Source organism: Rothia sp. P13129 (assembly GCF_048512865.1).
Taxonomy (GTDB): Bacteria; Actinomycetota; Actinomycetes; order Actinomycetales; family Micrococcaceae; genus Rothia.
This window is the reverse complement of the sequence record NZ_JBLXYA010000007.1, coordinates 62,938-86,561: the sequence shown is the minus strand read 5'-3', so window position 1 is coordinate 86,561 and position 23,624 is coordinate 62,938. Positions and strand designations below refer to the sequence as shown.

Annotated in this window: 21 protein-coding genes; 3 read left to right on the top strand and 18 right to left on the bottom strand. The window is 47.8% G+C overall.

Annotated elements, in window-relative coordinates; all coding sequences use genetic code 11:
* Nucleotides 1-95: 95 nt before the first annotated feature.
* From ACN081_RS06135 to dapB, 11 genes are all read right to left on the bottom strand, one after another.
* Nucleotides 96-776 (bottom strand): regulatory protein RecX, encoded by a 681-nt coding sequence (locus ACN081_RS06135; RefSeq protein ID WP_419107263.1) that lies wholly within the window; start codon nucleotides 774-776, stop codon nucleotides 96-98.
* Nucleotides 777-891: 115 nt separating this feature from the next.
* Nucleotides 892-1,995: a recombinase RecA gene (recA, locus tag ACN081_RS06130; protein ID WP_419103249.1), complete on the bottom strand. Its 1,104-nt coding sequence runs from the start codon at nucleotides 1,993-1,995 to the stop codon at nucleotides 892-894.
* A gap of 201 nt (nucleotides 1,996-2,196) precedes the next feature.
* On the bottom strand, nucleotides 2,197-2,421 hold the full coding sequence (locus tag ACN081_RS06125) for a DUF3046 domain-containing protein (RefSeq protein WP_419103250.1): 225 nt from the start codon (nucleotides 2,419-2,421) through the stop codon (nucleotides 2,197-2,199).
* 75 nt (nucleotides 2,422-2,496) lie between these two features.
* Entirely contained in the window at nucleotides 2,497-2,940 is a 444-nt protein-coding gene (locus ACN081_RS06120; RefSeq protein ID WP_419103251.1) for a helix-turn-helix domain-containing protein, read from the bottom strand.
* A 240-nt stretch (nucleotides 2,941-3,180) separates the two neighbouring features.
* The gene (locus ACN081_RS06115; RefSeq protein ID WP_419107262.1) at nucleotides 3,181-3,654 is read right to left on the bottom strand and encodes a CinA family protein; all 474 of its coding nucleotides are present in this window, start codon (nucleotides 3,652-3,654) and stop codon (nucleotides 3,181-3,183) included.
* Nucleotides 3,651-4,250: a CDP-diacylglycerol--glycerol-3-phosphate 3-phosphatidyltransferase gene (gene pgsA, locus ACN081_RS06110; protein WP_419107261.1), complete on the bottom strand. Its 600-nt coding sequence runs from the start codon at nucleotides 4,248-4,250 to the stop codon at nucleotides 3,651-3,653. Before pgsA ends, ACN081_RS06115 begins: the two co-directional genes overlap by 4 nt.
* A 31-nt stretch (nucleotides 4,251-4,281) precedes the next feature.
* Nucleotides 4,282-7,404 carry a DNA translocase FtsK gene (locus ACN081_RS06105; RefSeq protein WP_419107260.1) on the bottom strand — a complete coding sequence of 1,041 codons (3,123 nt, stop codon included), beginning with the start codon at nucleotides 7,402-7,404 and terminating at the stop codon, nucleotides 4,282-4,284.
* 110 nt (nucleotides 7,405-7,514) lie between these two features.
* Entirely contained in the window at nucleotides 7,515-9,236 is a 1,722-nt protein-coding gene (locus ACN081_RS06100) for a ribonuclease J (protein WP_419103255.1), read from the bottom strand.
* Nucleotides 9,237-9,316: 80 nt separating this feature from the next.
* On the bottom strand, nucleotides 9,317-10,252 hold the full coding sequence (dapA, locus tag ACN081_RS06095; RefSeq protein ID WP_419107259.1) for a 4-hydroxy-tetrahydrodipicolinate synthase: 936 nt from the start codon (nucleotides 10,250-10,252) through the stop codon (nucleotides 9,317-9,319).
* A gap of 67 nt (nucleotides 10,253-10,319) precedes the next feature.
* Complete coding sequence (locus tag ACN081_RS06090) at nucleotides 10,320-10,916, bottom strand: hypothetical protein (protein ID WP_419107258.1); 597 nt, start codon at nucleotides 10,914-10,916, stop codon at nucleotides 10,320-10,322.
* 5 nt (nucleotides 10,917-10,921) lie between these two features.
* A complete protein-coding gene (dapB, locus tag ACN081_RS06085; RefSeq protein WP_419107257.1) occupies nucleotides 10,922-11,677 on the bottom strand; it encodes a 4-hydroxy-tetrahydrodipicolinate reductase in 756 nt (251 codons plus the stop codon).
* 183 nt (nucleotides 11,678-11,860) lie between these two features.
* On the opposite strand from dapB, the gene ACN081_RS06080 reads away from it, so the two are divergent.
* A complete protein-coding gene (locus ACN081_RS06080) occupies nucleotides 11,861-13,858 on the top strand; it encodes an acyltransferase family protein (protein WP_419107256.1) in 1,998 nt (665 codons plus the stop codon).
* A gap of 43 nt (nucleotides 13,859-13,901) precedes the next feature.
* On the opposite strand, the gene ACN081_RS06075 is transcribed toward ACN081_RS06080, so the two are convergent.
* From ACN081_RS06075 to ACN081_RS06055, 5 genes are all read right to left on the bottom strand, one after another.
* Nucleotides 13,902-15,233, bottom strand: a complete 1,332-nt coding sequence (locus ACN081_RS06075; protein ID WP_419107255.1) for a M16 family metallopeptidase — start codon at nucleotides 15,231-15,233, stop codon at nucleotides 13,902-13,904.
* Nucleotides 15,234-15,437: 204 nt separating this feature from the next.
* Nucleotides 15,438-17,681, bottom strand: a complete 2,244-nt coding sequence (locus ACN081_RS06070) for a polyribonucleotide nucleotidyltransferase (protein ID WP_419103261.1) — start codon at nucleotides 17,679-17,681, stop codon at nucleotides 15,438-15,440.
* Between the two features lie 290 nt (nucleotides 17,682-17,971).
* Nucleotides 17,972-18,241, bottom strand: coding sequence for a 30S ribosomal protein S15 (rpsO, locus tag ACN081_RS06065; protein ID WP_419102176.1), 270 nt, complete (start codon nucleotides 18,239-18,241; stop codon nucleotides 17,972-17,974).
* A gap of 185 nt (nucleotides 18,242-18,426) precedes the next feature.
* Nucleotides 18,427-19,794 carry an amino acid permease gene (locus tag ACN081_RS06060; protein ID WP_419103262.1) on the bottom strand — a complete coding sequence of 456 codons (1,368 nt, stop codon included), beginning with the start codon at nucleotides 19,792-19,794 and terminating at the stop codon, nucleotides 18,427-18,429.
* A gap of 153 nt (nucleotides 19,795-19,947) precedes the next feature.
* Complete coding sequence (locus ACN081_RS06055; RefSeq protein ID WP_419107254.1) at nucleotides 19,948-20,313, bottom strand: hypothetical protein; 366 nt, start codon at nucleotides 20,311-20,313, stop codon at nucleotides 19,948-19,950.
* A 133-nt stretch (nucleotides 20,314-20,446) separates the two neighbouring features.
* On the opposite strand from ACN081_RS06055, the gene ACN081_RS06050 reads away from it, so the two are divergent.
* Together ACN081_RS06050 and ACN081_RS06045 are read left to right on the top strand one after the other, a co-directional pair.
* On the top strand, nucleotides 20,447-21,196 hold the full coding sequence (locus ACN081_RS06050; protein ID WP_419107253.1) for a 5'-methylthioadenosine/adenosylhomocysteine nucleosidase: 750 nt from the start codon (nucleotides 20,447-20,449) through the stop codon (nucleotides 21,194-21,196).
* 19 nt (nucleotides 21,197-21,215) lie between these two features.
* The gene (locus tag ACN081_RS06045) at nucleotides 21,216-22,043 is read left to right on the top strand and encodes an aldo/keto reductase (RefSeq protein WP_419103265.1); all 828 of its coding nucleotides are present in this window, start codon (nucleotides 21,216-21,218) and stop codon (nucleotides 22,041-22,043) included.
* Between the two features lie 70 nt (nucleotides 22,044-22,113).
* Here ACN081_RS06045 and ACN081_RS06040 read toward each other — a convergent pair whose 3' ends face one another.
* Nucleotides 22,114-23,082 (bottom strand): bifunctional riboflavin kinase/FAD synthetase, encoded by a 969-nt coding sequence (locus ACN081_RS06040; RefSeq protein ID WP_419107252.1) that lies wholly within the window; start codon nucleotides 23,080-23,082, stop codon nucleotides 22,114-22,116.
* Between the two features lie 129 nt (nucleotides 23,083-23,211).
* Complete coding sequence (locus ACN081_RS06035; protein WP_419103267.1) at nucleotides 23,212-23,622, bottom strand: hypothetical protein; 411 nt, start codon at nucleotides 23,620-23,622, stop codon at nucleotides 23,212-23,214.
* Nucleotides 23,623-23,624 lie beyond the last annotated feature (2 nt).

Sequence of the window (23,624 nt, the reverse complement as noted above, 5' to 3'; positions counted from 1 at the left end):
CTAAGAGTAGATTTTACGGGTTTTTGGTCACTCATACCAAAGCAACCAATCAGCCCCGTTTAGTTATAGTGCCCCCTGCATACCTACCCAAATACTCACTCATACGACAGATGCTCTTGTTCGCGTACCATACGCTCTACTTCCGAACGCACTACAGAAAATGCCAGAGAAGAAGAGTATCCTTTACGTCCTAGCATGGAGACAAGACGACGCATAATTTTCTCTTTTTCTCGATAGTCGCTGAAATTCATTGACGGACGTAATTTCTTTTGCACAAGGCTCACAGCATCTTCGTATTCGTCAGTGTCGCTACGTTGAGCTAACGCCTGCTCAATATATTCTTCACGAATCCCTTTAGTTTGTAGTTCTCGTCGTAGTGCTGCACGAGATAATTTCTTCAGCGTTGCTGTTGTACGCACATACATCTGGGCGTATTCTTCATCGTCAACAAGTCCAACAGCTTCACAACGTTGCAAAATATCTTCTGCAATTTCTGCAGAGATTCCTTTATCGGATAGTTTTTTCTCAAGCTGAAAACGTGACTTAGCAGAAGCCGCTAGTTGCTGGTACACAATATTTTTTGCGTGCGTAAACTCGCGGGCTTTCTGTTCTTCGCTGAGATCTTTGCTCTCAGAGGCATTTTGATCACCCCAAGGGTTTTGCCCCGCTGAAGATGAGCCAGAGAAGTCCTGAGAACTTTTAAGTAGGTCTTCTTCTGCAGCGCCCCATGCTGCAGGGTGCCATGAAGGATAGTTCTCTTCGTCAAAAGATTCCATGTTCTTCTCCTCAACTTTGATGCTAGGCAATATAGCTCAACATGAAACGTCAATGGTTCACGAATAAATAGTGGGGTAAGAAGCATACGCTCCTTACCCCACTATCTAAGAAATATTAGAGCCCGTCTGAAGAGCTATTGAGAGGGTCACTCTCCTGAATTTCACTCTCCCCAATCTGCGTATCGTCTTCGATGATGCCGAGTTTAACTAAGGTCTTATATTTAATTTCTTCGGTGAGCTCCGGATTGTCTTTCAAGAACTTACGAACGTTTTCTTTACCTTGCCCAAGCTGTTCACCCTCGTAAGTAAACCAAGCGCCAGATTTTTTAACGATGCCGTTGTCAACGCCCATATCGATAATGCCACCTTCAACGGAGATGCCCTCGCCGTATAGGATGTCGAATTCAGCTTGTTTGAAAGGTGGAGCCATCTTATTTTTAACGATTTTAGCTCGAGTACGGTTACCGATAGGCTGCGCACCGTCTTTTAGCGTCTCGATACGACGAATGTCGATACGAACGGAAGCATAGAATTTAAGAGCTTTACCACCGGTTGTTGTTTCTGGAGAACCAAAGAACACACCGATTTTTTCGCGTAGCTGGTTGATGAAAATTGCGGTAGTACCGGTCTGTGCCAAACGACCCGTAATTTTACGCAACGCCTGAGACATCAAACGAGCCTGTAGACCAACGTGGGAATCCCCCATTTCGCCTTCAATCTCAGCGCGCGGAACCAAAGCAGCAACAGAGTCTACGACGATAATGTCCACGGAACCAGAGCCAACGAGCATGTCCATAATTTCTAGAGCTTGTTCGCCAGTATCAGGCTGAGAAACAAGCAAGGCATCTGTATCGACACCAAGTTTTGCAGCATAGATTGGGTCAAGTGCATGCTCAGCGTCAATAAATGCAGCGATACCGCCACGTTTTTGAACATCAGCAACGGCGTGTAAAGCTACCGTTGTTTTACCAGAAGATTCAGGACCATAAATCTCGATGACACGACCACGAGGCAATCCGCCAATACCCAAAGCAGCGTCCAGAGACAAGGCGCCGGTTGAGACAGTCTCCACTTTAACGGCTTCTTTGTCGCCAAGGCGCATCACAGCGCCTTTACCGTAGTTCTTGTCGATTTGGGCAAGAACAGTCTCTAAAGCTTTTTCGCGACCTTCATCAGATACTCGGCTTACCTGCTGAGTATTTCGAGATTTAGCTGCCATATTGTGTTACCTCACTTCGGCACGTCCGAATGACTATTGTTATTGTTAGTTACCACTCTACAAGCGTTAGCGCTGAAAAACAGAGAAGTACAAAACTGTGGATAAGATACCGTGCGTTATATCTTCAAGCTCCGAATACAGAGCATACCCTCTGTCGAACACATTTTCTACTAACACAGAAAATAAAATAGAACAAAATTACTAATTTTTTCGCGGTGGTATATCTCGCCCCAAACGACGAGACTCAGGAACATCCTGCACATCGCACACAGCTTCCCATACTCGACGCACCTCAACACCTTGCTCTAGCGCTTCGATAGCAGTCACATCACCACAAGCACCCAACACAACATCTTTGGCAAGCACTCGAGAATAATGAGCACCAAACTCATCATCCATCAATCTCCAAAATTCACTTAAACGCATGACGTCCTCACAGATAAAGTACGGTTGCCCACCGTAGTAAGCAACCGTACTTCATATTCTATGAACCGCTACACTTTAGCGTGTTGTGGCACATTCAGCAGGGATATCTTTAGAAGATGTTGCAGCAATACCATACTCACGATTAAACTGCTCTGAAAATTCTGTAGGAACAGTATCGGGAACACTGAATCGCTCTTCTCCAGAAATGCGGTCAGAAACCTCACGTAACATCTGTGATAACGGAATATCTAATGCCTGACAGATAGAACCAAGAAGCTCAGAAGAAGCTTCCTTCTGCCCACGCTCCACCTCGCTAAGATATCCCAGAGAAACACGGGCACTATGCGAAACTTCACGAAGCGTACGTCCTTGACGCTGACGAACATCGCGAAGCACCTCACCAATAGCTTGACGCAAAAGAAGTACTTTTGGCTCGTGTTGAGTGGGTGCAGTGTTGGTGGACTGACCCACATCCTTCCAACGGACGACACCGTTCACGGATACGGGTTGCTTGGTCATTTTTATACCTAACTCCTGATATTTCTGGCTTCGAATCTTCGAAGCTATATTTTCTATAGCCTAACGCATGATGAATCTTCAAGCACTCATCTACTATCTTGATTCACAAAGAACTTTTGAATCATCAAGTTCTTGAAAGATGCATTATATATAACAGCACAAAGAGGCTATTTCATTCCCCTTTTATCTCAAAGTTTTCTGTAGTTTTACTGAAAATTCAGCTAAACATCTTTTGCTGAATCATTTCACATAGCCCAACAAGAGTTCTAAAGCATCTTGACAAGCACTTTTACGAATCTCATCACGTGTACCTTGATACATCTTCCCCTGAGCAAAATTACCCTCAGGAGTACAAAGACCCAAAAATACTCGACCAACGGGTTGACCATCCAACGGTTCAGGTCCAGCAACACCCGTCGTAGCAAGAGCATAATCAGCCCCACACACTTGAGCAGCACCAAAAGCCATACTCTGAGCCACCTCAGGGTGAACAGCACCTTCACGTTTTAGAAGTTGCTCGTCTACACCTAAAAGTTTTGCCTTCAAATCTGTTGCATACGAAACGATACCACCGCGATACACCGAAGAAGCCCCCGCAACAGAACACAACTGTTGCGATACCATTCCACCGGTCAAAGACTCGGCAGTAGCGATAAGAATCTGTCGTTGTCGCGCATAGAATACCACTTGTTCCGCAAGTGTCTGAGAAGTCATAAGAACCTTCTTCTACGAGCAGTACGACGCAGTTCTAAAGCATGACGCACGTATTCAACGCCAGTAGTTACCGTCAAAACTGTTGCCGCAGCTAATACCACATACCCCGGCAATAAAGCCCAGAAACCTAATAGACCTAACGGAAGAAGCATAAGAATCACGGCAATAGTTTGCAAGACAGTCTTAAGTTTTCCACCCTTGCCAGCGGCCATCACGCCATAACGAATCACAAAGAAACGCATGAGCGTAATTCCCCATTCACGCAGGAGAATAACGACTGTCACCCACCACCACAGCTCGCCCAATAGTGAGAATCCGATAAAGGCGGCACCGGTCAACAATTTGTCAGCAATGGGATCTGCAATTTTTCCAAAATTTGTGATGAGGTTCTGAGAACGAGCAATATACCCATCAAGCCAATCCGTTAGCATAGCGAGCGCAAAAATAGCAACTGCCCACCAGCGTGCCGACGATGAGGAATGCCCATATGGGCCTGACGCCAGCAACAGCACCATAAATAAAGGCACCATTGCAATTCTCAACATGGTGAGAATATTAGGCACGTTCCATAGCGTCTGCTGTTTTTTTCTGCCCATGATAGAACCTTCCTCTATTCTGTCGTCATTTTTACCGACCGGTTAAACTCCACGCATCTTCGCTTGAGTCATCATCCGATGACGGCTCATCAACGTTCAGGTACTCATCAGCACCTGTATTTTGTGAACCAGCAGATGGCTCTGGCACATCTTCACCTCGTAAACGTGCAAGCACAGCGGGTAATTCTTCAGGTGGAACAAGGACATCACGTGCTTTCGAGCCTTCTGAGGGGCCAACGATTTCGCGAGATTCTAGGAGGTCCATCAGACGTCCTGCTTTAGCAAAGCCTACACGCAGTTTGCGTTGCAACATTGAGGTAGAACCAAATTGTGTGGTCACAATCAGCTCGGCAGCACGCAAGAGAACGTCAAGGTCGTCGCCAATGTCGTCATCTATATGTTTCTTCGGCGCCGATTGTAGAACATCTTCACGGTAGTTCACCGGCATCTGAGTCTTGACGTGTTCAACAATCTGATGAATTTCTGATTCACTCACCCAAGCGCCCTGTACACGCATCGGTTTTGAAGCACCCATCGGCAAGAATAGAGCGTCACCTTGCCCAATGAGTTTCTCAGCACCGGGCTGATCCAAGACCACTCGAGAGTCGGTGACTGAAGACGTCGAAAACGCCATACGAGAAGGAACGTTCGCTTTAATCAGACCGGTGACGACGTCAACAGAAGGACGCTGTGTTGCTAGGACAAGGTGGATACCAGCAGCACGCGCAAGCTGAGTAATGCGAACGATGGCTTCTTCAACGTCGCGTGGAGCAACCATCATTAAGTCAGCAAGCTCATCGACGATGACCAAAAGATACGGGTATGTTTTGATAGTGCGTTTGCTACCTGGGTCAGGTTGAATCTTTCCAGCTTCGACCGCTTTGTTAAAGTCATCAATATGCTTATAACCGTAGTGTGCTAAGTCGTCATAGCGAGCGTCCATCTCACGAACAACCCATTGCAAAGCTTCAGCAGCTTTCTTAGGGTTCGTAATGATGGGTGTAATCAGATGTGGGATACCCTCATATGCGGTCAGTTCTACGCGTTTAGGATCGACCATGACCAAACGTACTTGGTCTGGTGTTGCCCTCATCAAGATGGAGGTAATCATTGAGTTGACAAACGAGGATTTACCGGCACCGGTAGCACCAGCAACAAGCATATGCGGCATTTTTGCAAGGTTAGCTAGAACGAATCCACCTTCAACGTCTTTACCCACACCCATAATCATGGGGTGGTCGTTATGGTGTGCTTGGCTCGAACGTAGTACGTCACCTAAAGCTACGGTTTCGCGGTCGGTATTAGGAATTTCGATACCAATTGCGGATTTACCGGGGATAGGGGAAAGAATGCGTACGTCTGCAGATGCCACGGCATAAGCAATGTTCTTGGATAGTGCAGTAACACGTTCAACTTTAGTGCCAGCACCTAGTTCGATTTCATAGCGAGTAACGGTAGGTCCTCGAGAGAATCCAGTCACTTCTGCGTCAACGTTGAATTGTTCAAGGACGTTCGTCAAAGATTCTACGACTTGAGCGTTGACCTCGGAGCTTTCTTTGGCAGGAGGTCCTGCCACCAGCATGGATTCTTCGGGCAGGGCGTAAGTGCCGGTGGATAGCGGTACGACCTGTTGCGGGCGAGCCTCTTGCACCGCTGGTTTAAGAGTGTTGTTTGTTAGCGGTGACTTTATTGCAGGTTTTTCGGCCACTTCGGGCTTTGGTGTTGCGGGCTTTGGTGTTGCGGTTTTTTCAGCCGGTGGAGGTGTTAGCTCTACTGGCGTGTTAGGTGGCTCTATATTAGCAACAGCAGGTTCTGGTGCGTCAAAGGACGGCTCAATGTAAGAAGTTGCAGGTTCTTCAGGCGTTGAGAAGATTTTTTCATGTTCTTGAGGTTCTTCTCGTCGCCCATGAACGATAGCAGCTTGTTGAGCTTGCGCTAAACGCTGAGCAGGAGCGTCAAGAGTGCTCGTTTCTTTTGTCGCCCACTGGTCTTGGTCAAAGAGTTTTGGTGTGGGTTGAGAAATAGTAGGTGTTTTTTTGTGAAGTTTTTGGGCAGAGGCGAGCGTCTCTAAGTTTTGTGTGTCAGGCTCGGTTCGTGCTGAACGGCGTTTAAAACGACCTTTTTGTGGTGGTGCAGCAGATTCTGAAGAGAGTTGTTCGTGCGGTTCTAGTTCTTCAGTGAGCAGAGCAGTTTCGAAGGCTTCATCTCCGTCGTAACGATCCAGTGAGGTGTCTCGGTGGGCATTTTTGCCAAAGCCTAACCAAGCGAGTAAGCCACGTGAAGAAGAGGGCTCTGAAGCTGTTGTTTCGTTCTCGTAGAGGTAACTACGGTCGTGGTACACCGGAACCTGTGATTCAACCTTATCTTCAGGTTCATGCTTTTTAGGCATTTTAGCAGGAGGCTCTCCTAAGAGAATCCCCATAATATGCACGAGACGAGGGCCAACATGGCGCAGTGGAGTCTTTGTCGCAATCAACAGACCTAAGGCAAAGACAAATCCACAAAGAACCCATTCAAGAATGTTAATACCGCCAACAAGACGTACCGCAGGAGCAGAAACCACCAGCCCAACAACGCCACCGCCGTTCCACACTCCCTCAAAACCTTGAGCAAAGGTTGGAAAATCATTCAGTTTCGCGGCAACCATCGACGCTGCAACGAGCATAATCGTCAGCCCAGCAGCAATACGGTTATTCGAACGAACCTCTAACGGATGGCGGAAAATACGAACGGCGAAGAAGACCGCAAAGAAGGGAATGAGTAGAGCGCCTTGCCCCCATACTCCCCCTACAAGCACATGCCACCCATGCAGAGGAGTTTCAACCCAAGAGGGTAAAACAACGGTGCCCCATGCCCACCATTCAACACCGGCAGTAATAAGACCCATTAACAGAACGACTAAAGCGCCTCCGTCACGACGGTCTTCTGGTGCAATATCAGTGCGGAGTTCGCCCATACGTCGAATAGCCCCACCTATCAGGTGCGCAAAACCATTCCACGTACCAAGAATGGTACGAGAGAACCATGAAGGACGCTCAACTTTTGCTGTTGAACGTGCCGAAGAGCGCGAAGTAGTGCTCTTCTTTCGAGTTTGCGTGCGTGTTGAAGAACGCTTCGTGTTCGATTTCTGAGCTGATGCTGTTCTGCGTGCCATACATCCCGTAAGTTTTCAGTGGGTTCAAGCGGGTGAAACCTTCCCAAAGGTCGTTTCACCCGCTTGAATCATAACGAATAAAAACTAATAAGTTAAACCTTATCTTTAACTTATTCAGTTGTTGAAGTCTTTGCCGAAGGAGTGTCCAAAACCGTTGGCAAAATCATGGGTTTACGTCGCAGACGACGAGCAACCCACGAACCAATCGTACGGCGGACAATCTGCTGTAGTTGATGCGTCGTATGAACCTTCTCGGGAGCAAGATGCAACGCGTCTTCAAGAGCAGCGGTAATCTTAGGAGCAATATCTTCAAAGACAGAATCGTCTTCAGCGACTCCTCGAGCGTGAATGTCTGGCCCGAAGACCACGCGTTTTGCTTCACGATCAATCACAGCAACAACAGAGACAAAGCCTTCTTCACTCAAGACCAAGCGGTCTTTGAGGTCTTCTTCGGTAATTTCTCCCACCGAACGGCCATCAACATAAACGTAGTCGCAGCGTACTTGACCGACGATTTGAGCTACACCATCTGCCAAGTCAACAACAGTGCCGCCTTCACACAATAAGACGTTTTCTTCAGGAACACCCGTCTCAATTGCCAAATTACCATTTGCAATAAGGTGTCGAACTTCACCGTGAACAGGCATAACGTTCTTAGGTTTGAGAATGTTATAGCAGTACAGCAGCTCTCCAGCAGCCGCATGCCCAGAAACGTGAACTTTTGCGTTGCCCTTATGAATAACCTCAGCACCGAGCTTCAACAAAGAGTTAATAACGCGATAAACGCTCGTCTCATTACCGGGAATCAAAGAAGAAGCAAGAACAATAGTGTCACCTTGTTCAACCTGAATCTTATGATCCCCATTAGCCATACGAGATAAAGCTGCCATAGGCTCTCCCTGAGAACCGGTACACATCATGACGATTTCATCAGGACGGTATTGGTCAATTTTCTTCAAATCAACCAAAGTATTTGGAGGAACTTTCAAGTATCCCAATTTCTCGGCGATGGTCATATTACGGACCATTGAACGTCCAACCAATACGACTTTTCGGCCACGCTCATGGGCAGCTTCAAGTACCTGTTGAACGCGGTGCACGTGAGAGGAGAAAGACGCCACAATAATACGCTGGGTAGCGTCACGGAAAACCTGAGAAAGAACCTTACCAATGTTCTTTTCAGTCGGGGTGAAACCAGGAACTTCAGCGTTGGTTGAATCTGGTAAGAAGAGGTCAATGCCTTCTTCTCCTAAACGCGCAAAATGGCGAAGGTCAGTGAGCCTACCGTCTAGAGGTAGCTGATCCATTTTAAAGTCGCCAGTATGAAGTACTTTACCGGCAGCTGTACGAATGAATACTGCTAAAGCGTCTGGAATGGAGTGGTTAACAGCCACAAATTCGCATTCAAAAGGACCAATTTTTTCGGTCTGCCCCTCAACAACAGTGAGGGTATAGGGTTTGATGCGGTGTTCAGCAAGCTTCGCTTCAACCAACGCTAAAGTTAGCTGAGAACCAATCAACGGAATATCAGGGCGACGGCGCAATAGATACGGTACCGCACCGATATGGTCTTCATGTCCGTGGGTGAGGACAACTGCCGCGATGTCGTCAAGACGGTCTTTGATGTAGTTCAAATCGGGCAGAATGAGGTCGACACCAGGCTGTGATTCTTCAGGGAAGAGCACACCACAGTCCACGATGAGAAGCTGGCCGTTAATCTCGTATACGGTCATGTTACGTCCGACTTCGCCTAGCCCGCCAAGAGGAACAACACGTAGAGTGTCTTTTTTCAACTTTTTAGGTTGGCGAAGTTCTGTATCAAATACTGCCAATATTATGTCCTTCAATATATGTCATGGCAAAAGCGAGTCCACAAACTAGAAGAGTTCATGAACCCGCTTCATCCGAGTTTTTAGCGAATAAGAGTGGAAGCTATCGACGATTGCTCTAGATAAGAACGCATGAGGGTCTCCTCTGTTTGCGTCGGCTCCACGTGTGGCAAGCGAACCGTTGGAGAATCCAAAAGTCCTTGCCATGTAAGAATCTTTTTGGCAGCTACACACCCTGGAACGCACGACATCGTTGCCGTAACAATAGGAGTGAGCTCTCGATGCAACTGTTGCGCTCGAGATAAATCTTCAGCGACGACGGCATCAATCAATGTTCGGAATAATTGCGGTGCAATATGAGTTGTCACGCCGATCAGTCCGACAGCTCCCATAGCCAACCATGGCAAGGTGAGCCCGTCGTCACCAGAATAAAACTGTAAATCGGTTGTTGCCATCACTTCTGTTGCCGCAGAAAAGTCAGCCTTAGCGTCTTTGACAGCAACAATATTTTCGTGTTGAGCAAGCTTCTGGTAAGTAGCTGGAGCGATAGGGATACCCGCACGCCCAGGAATATCGTAAAGCATTACAGGAGTATGTACAGCATCTGCAATAGCTGTAAAATGCCCGAGCAAACCAGACTGAGTCGGTTTATTGTAATACGGTGTCACCACTAAAAGACCGTCAACACCAACTGCTTCAGCACGCTGAGCCAAATGCAAAGTATGGGCAGTATCATTAGAACCAACACCAGCAATAATCGTGGTACGCTGCCCCACCGCATCTTTGACGATACGGAAAACCCGCTCATTTTCTTCGTCTGTCATGGTGGAGTACTCGCCTGTTGTGCCACAAACAACTAACCCATCGTGACCATGATCAACAAGGTATTGTGCCAGTTGGGCTGTTTTTTCTTCATCAACAGAGCCGTCAGCAGAAAAAGGAGTCACCATAGCGGTGAGCATTCTGCCAAAAATCGGCTCAACAAACGTACCTTTAGTGTGGTTTAAGGACTCAGACATATTCTTTAGACTACCCTCTTTTGCTCAGTTTTTGTATTTTGCCGACTCATCATCTCCGCTAACACCTCTACACCTCTAACGATGCGGGTGTTTTACCTTCAGATAAGGCGAGCGCTATACGTATAGATTTTCTGGCCCGTTTACGGTCTTTGAGTACTTCATAGATGCGTCCAAGAACAAACCAGTTCTTCCAGCTGTGGGGTTCGTGTTTAATACGATCTTCTACGCTATTAAAGAGCTCTTGGGCTTGTCCGTCATCTAATTGTTGGAGCAGTTCACGATACGAGTTGGAGGTGTCGTCGAGGTGGAGTTGTTGTTCAAGTTTTTCAACACGTATACCAAAGAGTATTTCTCGTATCATGGCCCACCCCCCTAGTATTGGTAGGCCTATCATGCCAGCGCCCATCAGATAACCGGTGGGTGTTCCTGCTTGGAATAAAGCCAGAGCATATCTCATGCTCATCAGTAGGTAAAGAGTGAGCGCGATAATGATAGCCCATGCAAAGGCTTTGGTTCGTCCGGTTACCTCCCAGAAGAGGAATAGAGCGCTACAGGCTAAAACCGCGATTAGAGAAAGTTTCGTGTGATTTTCTAAGGGCAGTATGAAGATGGTGAGGACTAAGAGCACACATGCGCTCGCTGTGAAGTTTCGTAGCGAGTTCATGGTTTTTAGTTCAGTTCGAGGTAATGGTCGAGTCCGTGTGTTAAGCCAGGGTGAGAGCTGACTTTTCGGATGCCCAGTAATATCCCAGGCATGAACGAGGAACGGTCAAAGGAGTCGTGGCGGATGGTCAGCTGTTGCCCTTCGTCTCCGAGAAGTATCTCTTGGCTTGCAGTGAGCCCTCGCAAGCGTACAGCGTGTACTCTGACGTCGTCGATGAGTGCTCCACGAGAGTTTCCGGTGTCTGTGACAGTAGCGTCAGGAGATACTGGCAGATTTGCTGTTTTGCGTGCTTGAGCTATTTTATGTGCGGTGTGTACGGCCGTACCAGATGGTGCATCAAATTTTTGTGGGTGGTGAAGTTCAATAATTTCTACTGATTCAAAGTATTGGGCTGCCCGTGCTGCAAATTCTGTGGCGAGAATGGCTCCGATGGCGAAGTTCGGGGCGATAAGCACTCCGGTTGTTGGATTTTGTGTCAGTTTTTCTGTAAGCCGGTTGAGTTTTTCTTCATCCCATCCGGTGGTTCCAACGACGGCATGGATTCCGTGTTCAATAGCAAAATGGACGTTTTGTTCGGTGCTATTGGGGACGGTGAGATCTACCAGAATTTGTGCTTGCGCTTCAATCATCTTTTCTAGAGGATCGTGAGAGCCAAGTTGAGCGACGAGTTCCATGTCAGGTGCGTTTTCTACGGCTCGTACGGCTTCTTGTCCCATTTTTCCGTAGGCTCCGGCGATGGCAACTTTCCAGGGGGTGCTCATGCTCACGTTTTCTCCTTGAGGTGTGTTTTGATGCAGGTAAGAGGGTCGTTATTCTCTTCGGCGTCTGTATAACACTCTAAATGTAGCGCAGAAAAATTGCGGATATATTCTCAACTGTGCCATAAACTTATACAGTTACTTCGTTTCTCGTGAAGTAACTCAGTAGGTAATTAGAGGTAACAGTTGAATCAAGAGCATGTCTTTTATTCCAGTGTTGACCCTGCAGAAGGCCAACGGAAGTATCGTCTACCTGGTTTAGATGGTTTACGAGCGTTAGCCGTATTGTGTGTGGTGGTCTATCACTTATGGCCGGGAGTTCTTCCAGGGGGCATGATTGGTGTCGATATTTTTTTCGTCATCTCCGGTTACCTCATTACTGCTTTGCTTTTGCGTGAAGGTGCCTACACCGGCAAGATGAACATCATTGATTTTTGGGTTCGTCGTGCTCGTCGACTCATTCCAGCGATTGTTCTGCTCATCATTGTTGTTGGTACGCTTACGCTCATCATTGGCCATGATGCGCAGGTGAATCTGGGGCGTCAAATTTTTGGTGCGTTCACTTTTTCTTCTAACTGGCTCTATATTTTTTCTGGCAATGATTATTTCACACAGACTTCCCCTGAGTTGCTCACTAATTTCTGGTCTTTAGCGGTTGAAGAGCAGTTTTATATTCTGTGGCCGGTAGTGCTTGTTATTGTTTTCATGTTTGTTTCGCGGTGGAGTCGTCGTGCGCTTATCCCCGTTATTTTGGGGTTGCTATCGGTTCTATTATGTGTTGTTCTCAACGTTTTCGAGGTTTCTCCAAACCGTATCTACTATGGTACGGATACGCATCTTTTTCCTTTGATGTTGGGTGTTCTTTTAGCGCTGATGATTCCGTGGAGCATGTATCCTCCAGCTGATTCTCGTTTATATCAGCTGGTCGGTTATGGGGAGCATTGGCAGGGTGCTTTACGTTCAGGTGCCGGTTGGTTAGCCCTTTTTGGTTTAGCACTTTATGCAACGCTTTTAGAACAGACCCAAATATTTTTTATGCCTGGTGGATTGTTCTTTGCTGGTTTCCTAGCGTTGGCGGTGATTCAGGCTCTCTTACCTGACGTGCATAATCCTGCTTCAGATGTTCTACGTCAGGTTCTTTCGTGGGCTCCTTTAGTGTGGATTGGGCGACGTTCTTACGGTATTTACCTCTGGCATTGGCCGCTCTATGTTCTTGCACACTACACTTTTGGTGTCCATCAGAAATTTTGGGTTGAGTTCTTTGTTCTCTTTTTGACTTTAATCATTTCGGGCTTGTCATATATGTACGTTGAGGAGCCTATCCGCCAACACGGTTTTCTGGCATGTGCTTCCTCCGTGTGGGGTGCTTTCTCTGGCGCACAAAAAGTACCTTCTTTTGTGGCTTTAGGTGCGGTTCTTCTGTGTACTGCTGCTACCACAGCGGCAGTCATTACCGCACCCAAGACAACCTCTGCAGAAGATATTGTGGCAGCTGGAGCACAAGCGCAAAAGGCGCATGAAGAACATATCGCCGCCCCAAAGCCCACGCCTGCACCCGACGCTGATTCTGTGGCTGCTACGGAGAAAGAAAGCTCCTCTAAACAAGCGACGAGGAAGGAAGAGAATCCTTCGGTAACGGTTATTGGGGATTCAGTGTCTTTAGCTTCGGCAGAGGCCCTTCACGAGGCGTTGCCTGAAGCGATTATTGACGGAGAAGTCTCTCGCACTATCGTCAAAGCTTTCCCCGTGATTTCTCGTCTGAACGAGCATGGACAATTAGGTTCTGTTGTCGTACTTTCGGTAACAACTAATTCTACGTATTCGATGGAGGAGATTGACCAGCTCGTTAAAGATATTTCGGATCATGGTCAACGAAAAATTGTTCTTGTCACGGGTGCTGCTCCTGCGCATCTGACGTGGGTTCAAGATTCTAATAAGATCATTAAAGAAGCTGCCGCAAAATATCCGAAGAATATTGTTGTTGCGGATTGGGCGAAGGCTGCTGAACGTCATCCAGAGTATCTTGTCTCGGATGGGGTGCATCCTCAAGCTATCGGTCAAAAGGTTTATGCCCAAACTATTGCTACAGCAGTAGCTCAGGCGGAAAAAGATTTAGAGCGCCAAGATACGGCGGAGGAAGAGCTGGCAGAACCTGTTCAGCCAGCCACTTCCCCCGCATGGTAAAGGTCTTGTCGTGTGTCGGATAGGCACACGAATCTGGAGTGTTCTATCGGACGATTGTTGTTGTCATCTCTTGTTGGGCGAGAAATTGTGCTAGCTCTTGTACCTGCTCTAAAGTGACCTCACATAATTTCTGGCTGCTTTCTTCTAACGTTCGATAGATACCTGAACCTAATTCGATAACCCCTAAACGAGTCATACGTGATTCAGGACTTTCATAACCAAGCAACATAGAGCCTTGCATCTGCCCAATTACTTTTTTCAGCTCTTCTGGGTGTAGGCCGTCTTGAGCTAGCTTATCGAATTCTGTTCGGAGGATTTCTTGTACCTGTTCAGCTTTATCGGGTAAACATCCTGCGTACATACCAAAAATTCCGGCATCAGAGTATGAGTTCGAGAAGGCAGAGGTCGAATATGCTAGTCCACGTTTTTCACGAACTTCTTGGAAAAGACGTGAGGACATCCCTCCCCCAAAAGCTGAGTTTAAAACGTTCAGTGCATAGCGTCTATCGTCTTGAGAGATAATGCCGTGAACGCCCAATAAGATGTGTGTTTGTTCGCAACCTTTATCAATAATTTTGTGGTTTATTCCATCAGCGATATGACTGATTCCTTGAGCGCGTCGTTCAATAGGAGCAGTGTTCTCGGGTAGTTCCCAGCCGTACCGAGAGAATGCTTCGAGAACCTGTTGGACGACCTCGCGGTGTTCTAACCCACCAGCGGCGGTAATAACTAGCTGTTCAGGGGTGTAGTAGTGGCGGTAGTGTTCCCACACAGATTGGCGAGGTACATCTTCAATTTCGGTTACCGTACCGCCCACGGGTCGCCCTAATGGGTGTGTGCCAAGGAGTTGTTCTGTGAAACTTTCGAATGCTACGTCTACAGGGTCGTCTTGGCCCATAGCAAGTTCTTCAAGAATCACTTGGCGTTCTTTTTCTAAAAGTTCTTCATCCAGTAAAGAGTGCGCCAGCATATCTGCCATGACGTCTATGGCGAGGGGCATATCTTTTGTCAGAACTCGAGCATAGTAGCAGGTCTGTTCTTTTGCGGTGAAGGCGTTGGAGTCTCCGCCGACGCTGTCAAAGGCTTCGGCGATATCTAGAGCTGTTCGTTGAGCGGTTCCTTTGAAGAGGAGGTGTTCGAGGAAGTGGGTGGAACCGTACATTCCAGCTTGTTCATCTCGTGAGCCGACACCTACCCAAAAACCTAAAGAGACACTTTGTAATGCTGGCATTTTTTCGGTGATGACTCGAATACCACCAGGTAGAACAGAACGACGGACTTCGTGGCCGCCTTCTCCTTGTTCGATGATTTTTCCGTTTTCGTAGTCTAGTTCATCACGAAGTTCGTTCCATGAAGTTGGAAGCAATATAGCCATTATTCCCCTAAATGTGTGTGTTTTAAGTCTGTTATTCAGCCCGCTCAGCTTTTACCGTTAGATGGGGGGTATATTTTTGGGCGTTGTTCTAGAAAGGTTAAAAACTTATAAAAGAGTAGCCTGCACAAGTACATAAGACACTTATGCAGGCTACTGAAACAATACGCTACAGATGTAGCGTCTTTTCAGAAACGACCTACGAGATTATTCGTTGTCGTTTTCTTCTTCGTCGGTGTTTTCTTCGCCGGCGACGACAGGAGCAAGAGATAGCTTGCCACGATCATCGATTTTGGCGATTTCAACCTGAATCTTCTGTCCCACTGAGACAACATCTTCAACATCGTTGACTCGTTTGCCGTCGTTGAGCTTACGAAGTTCAGAAATGTGCAACAGACCGTCTTTACCGGGAGTCAAAGAGATAAACGCCCCAAAAGTTGTGGTCTTGACGACGGTTCCGAGGTAGCGTTCGCCGACTTCGGGAACCTGTGGGTTCGCGATAGCATTCACTGCCGCACGAGCAGCTTCTGCTGAAGGCCCGTCCACTGCGCCGATGTAGACGGTTCCGTCATCTTCGATGGAGATATCGGTTCCGGTATCTTCTTGAATCTGGTTAATCATCTTGCCCTTAGGACCAATGACTTCACCAATCTTTGAGACAGGAACTTGTACCGAAATCACGCGAGGAGCGTAGTCGCTCATCTCGTCGGGGGCGTCGATAGCTGCGTTGAGAACTTCGAGGATGTGAAGGCGTGCTTCACGAGCTTGAGTTAGCGCTGCGGCAAGAACAGATGCGGGGATGCCGTCGAGTTTGGTATCGAGCTGAATTGCGGTGACGAACTCGCTGGTTCCGGCAACTTTGAAGTCCATATCGCCTAGAGCATCTTCTGCGCCAAGGATGTCGGTCAATGCTGCGTAGCGGGTTTCTCCGTCAACCTCATCGGAGACAAGTCCCATAGCAATACCTGCAACAGGTGCACGTAGCGGTACACCTGCGTTGAGTAGTGAAAGGGTTGAAGCACATACAGAACCCATAGATGTGGAGCCGTTGGAGCCAAGAGCTTCAGAAACCTGACGGATTGCGTAAGGGAATTCTTCACGAGAAGGCAGCACTGGTGTAAGGGCACGTTCTGCTAGAGCACCGTGTCCGATTTCGCGTCGTTTCGGTGAGCCAACACGACCGGTTTCGCCGGTGGAGTATGGGGGGAAGTTGTAGTGGTGGATGTAGCGTTTTGCTTTGACAGGGTGTAGAGAGTCAAGCTGCTGTTCCATCTTGAGCATGTTCAACGTGGTGACACCCATAATCTGGGTTTCTCCGCGTTCGAAGATTGCTGAGCCGTGTACGCGAGGAAGAACTTCAACTTCGGCGGTCAGCTGGCGGATATCGGTGAGACCACGTCCATCAATACGTACCTGTTCGGTAAGAATACGCTGACGTACGGTGTGCTTTGTCAAAGCGGCAAAAGCTGCTTCTACTTCGTCTTCACGGCCTTCGAACTCTTGTCCTTCAGCGGTGAGTGCTTCAAGTAGCGCAGTTTGTAGTTCTGTAGCAGCCTGTTCGCGTTCTTGTTTACCAGCGATGGAGTACACTTCAACGAGCTTGTCTGCTGCAAAGTTCTTGACAGCGTTGTCTACGTCTTCGTCGTGTGAACCGAAAGTTGGTAGATCAAGAGGCTCTTTACCTGCTTCATTCTTAAGGGCTAGCTGAGCTTCGCATAGCGCTTTGATGAAGGGTTTTGCTGCTTCGAGGCCTTGTGCAACAACCTCTTCGGTGGGTGCTTGCTGACCGTTATCTTTAATGAGTGTCCAAGAATTGTCGGTTGCTTCTGCTTCAACCATCATGATGGCAACGTCTTCTGTTCCATCAGCTTTGGTGACGATACGACCAGCAACAGCCATATCGAAAACGGCGTTTTCCAGCTGTGAATGTTTCGGGAAGCACACCCATTGTCCGTCGATGAGGGCGATACGCACACCACCGATAGGACCACTAAATGGAGCGCCCGATAGAGTGGTGGAGCATGATGCTGCGTTGATTGCTACGGTGTTGTAGATTTCGTCAGGGTCAATGGTCAGAACGGTAACGACTACTTGAACTTCGTTGCGGATACCTTTGGTAAAGGCTGGACGAAGTGGGCGGTCGATGAGGCGTGCTGCAAGGATTGCTTCGGTGGTGGGGCGTCCTTCACGGCGGAAGAATGAGCCAGGAATCTTTCCTGCTGCGTACATGCGTTCTTCGACGTCTACGGTCAGCGGGAAGAAGTCAAAGCCTTCGCGTGGAGACTTGCTAATAGCGGTAGCGGAAAGCAAGGTGGTGTCTTCGTCGATGGTGACGAGAGCTGAACCTGCTGCTTGTTTTGCGAGACGTCCAGTTTCAAAACGGACGGTACGAGTACCGAATTTTCCGTTGTCGATAATAGCTTCTGCAAATTTAATTTCGGGACCTTCCAAGGTTCCTCCATTTCTTCTCTGCCGATATCTCTCTCAGACAAGATCGATCTTCGATGGAAGTTTTCGGCACACGCACGAGTTGATGTGGTGCTCCGCAAACCGCAACCGAGGACCGGTCAATCCTCTGAGTGAGTATCGGTTCTTATTTTTTTGTTTTTAGTAGGTGACGGCTTTTGAGAGGTTTAGGAAACTCTCTAAAGCCGAAAGAGGGCGTCACCGACGTTTCATACTCTTATCGCCGTAGCCGTTAGAGTATGTTACACCGGTTTCGCCCTCCCAAAGTTTATTGTTTATCGGCGGATACCGAGACGCTCGATAAGAGCACGGTAACGTTCGATGTCAACACTCTTGAGGTAGCCAAGCATGTTGCGGCGACGACCAACGAGGATCATCAAGCCACGACGAGAGTGGTGATCGTGTTTGTGGAATTTCAAGTGTTCGGTCAAGTCGGTGATACGACGAGTCAAAACTGCAATCTGCACCTCGGGTGAACCGGTGTCACCTTCGTGAGTTGCGTATTCCTTGATAATTTCCTGTTTAACTGCGGGATCTAGCGCCACTGTTATAACTCCTAGAGTTAGTGCCGTGTACGGCCCGAACAACATTTTTGTTGTCGGGGATTCGTTATATTACGCCTCAGATTTAGCAACGCTAAGAGCCGAGAAGTAATAAGAACACTATGAGACAACCACGGACTGCAGTCTCATATCTCTCTTACTCTACCTGAAAGAAAACGCTAGGAGAACTACAGGAGCGAACTTCCTTGATTCTTTTTGACAAAAGTTACATAAAATACGCCAAGGAATACACACCAAATAGAACCAACAACCAGTGCTAAACGGGTATCTGCAAAGAATGCAAATTGCAGCACAATAAAGGCCATGAATGCCAATGCCACATAAGAGCCACGCGAAGAAACGTTATGCTGGCTCTTTCGCGCAAAAGCGATATGAGATAGGAGAATCATGACCCACACCATGACCGTTGCAAAAGTTGCAAGAGAAGCAACCACTAAGAACGCATTTTCAAAGAAGACGTTAACGAAAACACCCACGATAAGGACTAAACCTGTGCATACAACAGTCATGTAGGGAACCCCATTTTTCGCGGTACGAGTAAACGTCTGAGGTGCCATTTTTTGTTGGGCAAGACCATACAGCATACGACCAGCACCATAAACATCAGCGTTGATAGCAGAAACAGCCGCTGTGAGCACAACAAAGTTAAGAATATGAGCTGCTGCTGGAATACCTAATGCGCTAAAAATTTGTACGAAAGGTGAACTCTGCCCTTGAATCTGGTTCCAAGGAATCAAAGACATAATGACAGTTAGCGCTAAAACGTAGAAAAGAAGAATACGCACAGGCGTGGTATTGACGGCTTTCGGAATAGAAACTTGAGGATTTTCTGCTTCTCCAGCAGCAATACCAATTGTTTCAATACCACCGAAGGCGAACATCACAACGGTGAAGCAAGCGACAAAACCGGCAATGCCGTGAGGGAAGAATCCCCCGTGACTCCAAAGATTTGTAATGGAGGCGGTGTTTCCGGCAACGGATTGGGTGCCGACGAGCATTAGCACAATACCACCGGCAATCATCGCAATAATTGCGCCGACTTTGATGGTGGTAAACCAGAACTCACTTTCTCCGAAAGCTTTAATCTGGACAAGGTTAATGGCCATGATGAGCAATAGAACTACGCCAATCCATACCCATGCAGGAGAAGATGGAAACCAAAACTGCATGTAAACGGCAAAAGCTGTCACGTCTGCGATAGCGACAAGTGCCATTTCAAATGCATAGGTCCATCCGGTGGTGAAGCCTGCCCAAGGGCCAAGGTATCGAGTGGCGTATTCAGAGAATGCACCTGAGACAGGATGTGCTAGAGCCATCTGCCCCATCGCGCGCATGACCATAAAAACAGCTGCGCCGCCGATCATATATGCCAAAAGGACGGAGGGCCCAGCAAGAGAAATGGCTGAGGCAGAACCGTAGAAGAGTCCGGTTCCGATGGCTGAACCGAGGGCGATAAAAAGGATGTGGCGAAGAGATAGTCCTCGCCTCAGCGCTGAGGAAGTATCCGGTGTTGATGGGGAGGCGGTAGCATTCATGAGCTATTCCTGAATAATTAGGGAATCAATCTGACCCCTCATTGTTACATAAATACACAAAATAATGCATAGTTATTCTCATATATGAGATATAAGAAACACTAAAACTCAAAAAACTACGACAACTACCGTCACAAAACCCCATACAAGACGTTAACGCCCCTGACGACCAAACACCACAGAGGCAGCAGCCGTCGCACCTGTTACAGCACACACCGAAGGCCACGCCCCAATCTTATGAGCAAGAACATGAGAATAACCAAAACTACCAAGATACACACCCGTTAAAGCAAGAGCAGTAGAGGTTCCCGCATTCTTCTTCCACCCCGAATACGCAACAGCACCACCGGCAGCAAGCACAACACCACCAAGAGCACGAACACCCGTCACACGAGCAATCTTATAACCGCCCATCAAACCAGTAACGCTAGCAATCGTAGGAACCATCACGCTCATCTTATTCTCCTCAAAGGAATCACAGTCAATACATTTTTCTTGTATCGACCTGCCAAAAGTCATCTTCTGTAGTCTATGGTTCACTCCTGAGAAACACCAGAGTAAAACCCGAATAATCTCTCGCACCCCGCCCAAACAAGATGAGAGATACCCACCCCAGTAGCTAAAAACATAGAGGTGAGAGAGAATAAGACATATGGAACATACAACACCTGACCTACCAGAAGCATTCTCGCACGCTACCATCGTCCAAGTCGCTATGGACGAAGAAGCTGCACCGCTACTCGATAGCACCGTCGAAGCGGCATCTAGCTACACCATCGGAGAAGCAGAGTTCTTCCCCCGCTACTATATGCACCAAGAAACAGCACACCCCATTTTGCTTGTGCGCTCAAAAATCGGGTTAGTTAATGCCGCCAGCGCGACCAGTTTCGCCCTCTCACAGATTAAACATCCCAGCGCAGTCCTATGCGGTGGAACAGCCGGAGGACTCCACCAAAACGTTAACGTTGGGGATGTCATCATCGGCACACAATACACCTACACCGATGCAGACGCCACCGCATTCGGGTACGAACGCGGACAAGTACCCAGCATGCCAACATACTACGACAGCAATACCGAACTCCTAGAGAATGCACGCACTGTAGAAGCAGAAAGCACTCACCCGGTCAAAATTGGATTAATGTTAGCTGGCGGTTCTTTCGTCACTGCACATAACGTCAAAGACACGCGAGCGGTCTTCCCCACTGCCCTATCTACCGATATGGAAACCACCGCAATCGCCCAAGTATGCTACAGCTATCGCGTACCATTTATCGCAGTCCGATGCGTCTCAGATCTTTGTGGACCAGCTGCAGACCAAGATTTTCATCTTTCCATGGACATCGTCGCTCCACGTTCAGCGCAATACATACTCCGTATGATAGAAAAAATAAAGAAATAATTGTCAGGGGAAGGTTAAGATGCAAGACCACATTATGCGTGACGGAAATACTATTCCGCCCATCGGCTTAGGCACCTACGGTATGGACGATGTGCAAGCAGAAGTTGCCGTTGCAGAAGCTATCCGACGAGGATACAGACTCATTGACACCGCACAAAACTATCGCAACGAACACGGTGTAGGGCAAGCTATTCAACGATGCGGAGTTGATCGAGAAGAACTTTTCGTCACCACCAAAATACCAGGGCGTGACCACGGCTTTGACGCCACGATTAATTCGGTTCACTCATCTTTAGAACGTCTCAAAGTTGAGTATCTTGACCTGTGCCTCATTCACTGGCCTAACCCTTCTCAAAACCTCTACGTACCCACGTGGAAAGCGTTAGTACGTATGCAAGAAGAAGGAAAAATTCGTTCTATCGGAGTCTCAAATTTCCTCCCCGAACATATTGAACGTATCGTGGCAGACAGCGGTGTCACCCCCGCCGTCAACCAAATTGAGCTAAGCCCCTTCTACCGTCAAAAAGAGCTCTCCGAGTACAACGCCCAAAATGCAATTATTACCCAATGCTGGTCACCATTAGGCCGTATGAAAACCCTCAAAAATGACGCAGTATTTGCTGACATTGCACAGCAACTTGGGGTCACCCCAGCACAGGTTGCACTTCGCTGGGCAGTACAACAACAGATGGTACCTATCCCTAAGAGTGCTAACCCACAACGCATGGAAGAGAATATCGACGTCTTCACGTGGGAACTCAACCCTGAACAGATGAAACGTATTACCGAATACGATAAAGTCGCCCCGTGCAAAGGGTACGATCCACGAGAGCACGAAGAAATGTAAAAAATCCTTGACCATACACGTGGGGGTGAACCTGTAACGGTTCACCCCCACGTGTATATTCACGACTATTCTAAGCTGATACGTCTTTCGATAAGAGAACACGTTCAGCATCAACGACGTCTTGAGCAATCTGTTCAACCAAAGCGTCAACACCGGTATAAGCAACCATGTCCCGAAGATGCTCCGTAAACTCTAAAACAACATGTTGGCCATAAAGATTAAAGTTTTCAATAGGCTCATCAGGACGACCTAACACATGAGCCTCAACTTGTCGGCGTGTAATACCTTCAAACGTTGGATTCGTCCCAACCGATGTTGCCACAGGGTGACGAGTTCCCTGTTCATCTATCAGCCATCCTGCATAAACGCCATCAGCTGGTATGAAGCCTTCAGCCTCAGCAGACATATTTGCCGTGGGAAAACCTAATAAACGTCCACGAGCTGCACCATGAACAATCTCTCCACGCATACGGTGAGGACGCCCTAGAAGCTCGGAAGCCTGACGTACCTTACCCTGCGCTAATAATTCACGAATACGGGTCGAGGACACTCGCTGCCCATCACCTGTTTTAAGGTCGGAAATGGTCACAACGTCAAACCCATAACGTTGCCCAAGCTGGCGCATCGTAGCTAAATCGCCACTATTATTCCGCCCAAAACGTACGTCTTCACCAATCACCACATATTTAGCGTTAAGAGATTGTATGAAAGTAGACTCTACGAAATCTTCAGGACTTTGAAGAGAAAAATCGTGAGTGTATTCCATGAGAAGATAATGGTCAATACCCACCTCTTCTAAGAAAATTTGGCGATCTTCTTGACCCATAATCTCTTCCAAAGAAACCTCTGGACGATGAACCCGCGCTGGGTGAGGGTCAAAAGAAATAGCAACCGACCGCAACGCATGTTTTTGCGCATACTCAACAACAGTTTTGAGTACAGCAACATGACCGGTATGCACACCGTCAAAGTTCCCTAAAGTCACCACAGAAGGTGCACCTTGTTCAGGTATATCGTTGAGATGACGGTAGACGTCCACAGTTCTCCTTGAGTTTGGTTCTCTTATCTCTATCCTACGCAATGAACCCCGTACCACAAGAACACATCACGGTTCAGGACACACTCACAGAAAAGTTTCAGAGCTTACGAGCTGGTATAGCATGCACCATTAAGGTGTAGAAAGCTTCCGAGTACGCATCAACCACCAAAGACCAACGATAGGCAATACCAACGGTATATACCCATACCCTTGACCGAAGTGAGACCACACGCTCGCTAGAGGAAATAAGTCAGGGCGCGCATACGAAAGGATACTCACCGACACAACACCTACTAGTTCAAAGCTGACTGCCCCAACAGCGAGCTTCCACGAGGTTGCATCTTTTCGAGCAAGAAAAATAGTTGCCACAATATACACCACCGCAGAGATTGCAGAAAGCGTAATAGACACTGGAGCTTGGTCAAACTTACGAATCAGCTGGTATCCAGCTCGGGCAGTTGCAGACAAAGAAAACACCCAATAAATCACGATGAGTAGTCTGCCAAAGCCACGAGACTTTGTTGCGGGGAGATTAGACATAT

What these genes read in the sequence shown, in the direction of transcription:
- ACN081_RS06135 (WP_419107263.1), bottom strand. Translation starts at nt 776, where the DNA reads ATGGAATCTTTTGACGAAGAGAACTATCCTTCATGGCACCCTGCAGCA.
- ACN081_RS06050 (WP_419107253.1), top strand. Translation starts at nt 20,447, where the DNA reads ATGGAACATACAACACCTGACCTACCAGAAGCATTCTCGCACGCTACC.
- ACN081_RS06115 (WP_419107262.1), bottom strand. Translation starts at nt 3,654, where the DNA reads ATGACTTCTCAGACACTTGCGGAACAAGTGGTATTCTATGCGCGACAA.
- ACN081_RS06090 (WP_419107258.1), bottom strand. Translation starts at nt 10,916, where the DNA reads ATGAACTCGCTACGAAACTTCACAGCGAGCGCATGTGTGCTCTTAGTC.
- dapB (WP_419107257.1), bottom strand. Translation starts at nt 11,677, where the DNA reads ATGAGCACCCCCTGGAAAGTTGCCATCGCCGGAGCCTACGGAAAAATG.
- ACN081_RS06035 (WP_419103267.1), bottom strand. Translation starts at nt 23,622, where the DNA reads ATGTCTAATCTCCCCGCAACAAAGTCTCGTGGCTTTGGCAGACTACTC.
- pgsA (WP_419107261.1), bottom strand. Translation starts at nt 4,250, where the DNA reads ATGGGCAGAAAAAAACAGCAGACGCTATGGAACGTGCCTAATATTCTC.
- ACN081_RS06125 (WP_419103250.1), bottom strand. Translation starts at nt 2,421, where the DNA reads ATGCGTTTAAGTGAATTTTGGAGATTGATGGATGATGAGTTTGGTGCT.
- ACN081_RS06120 (WP_419103251.1), bottom strand. Translation starts at nt 2,940, where the DNA reads ATGACCAAGCAACCCGTATCCGTGAACGGTGTCGTCCGTTGGAAGGAT.
- dapA (WP_419107259.1), bottom strand. Translation starts at nt 10,252, where the DNA reads ATGTCTGAGTCCTTAAACCACACTAAAGGTACGTTTGTTGAGCCGATT.
- ACN081_RS06045 (WP_419103265.1), top strand. Translation starts at nt 21,216, where the DNA reads ATGCAAGACCACATTATGCGTGACGGAAATACTATTCCGCCCATCGGC.
- recA (WP_419103249.1), bottom strand. Translation starts at nt 1,995, where the DNA reads ATGGCAGCTAAATCTCGAAATACTCAGCAGGTAAGCCGAGTATCTGAT.
- ACN081_RS06075 (WP_419107255.1), bottom strand. Translation starts at nt 15,233, where the DNA reads ATGGCTATATTGCTTCCAACTTCATGGAACGAACTTCGTGATGAACTA.
- ACN081_RS06060 (WP_419103262.1), bottom strand. Translation starts at nt 19,794, where the DNA reads ATGAATGCTACCGCCTCCCCATCAACACCGGATACTTCCTCAGCGCTG.
- ACN081_RS06105 (WP_419107260.1), bottom strand. Translation starts at nt 7,404, where the DNA reads ATGGCACGCAGAACAGCATCAGCTCAGAAATCGAACACGAAGCGTTCT.
- ACN081_RS06055 (WP_419107254.1), bottom strand. Translation starts at nt 20,313, where the DNA reads ATGACTTTTGGCAGGTCGATACAAGAAAAATGTATTGACTGTGATTCC.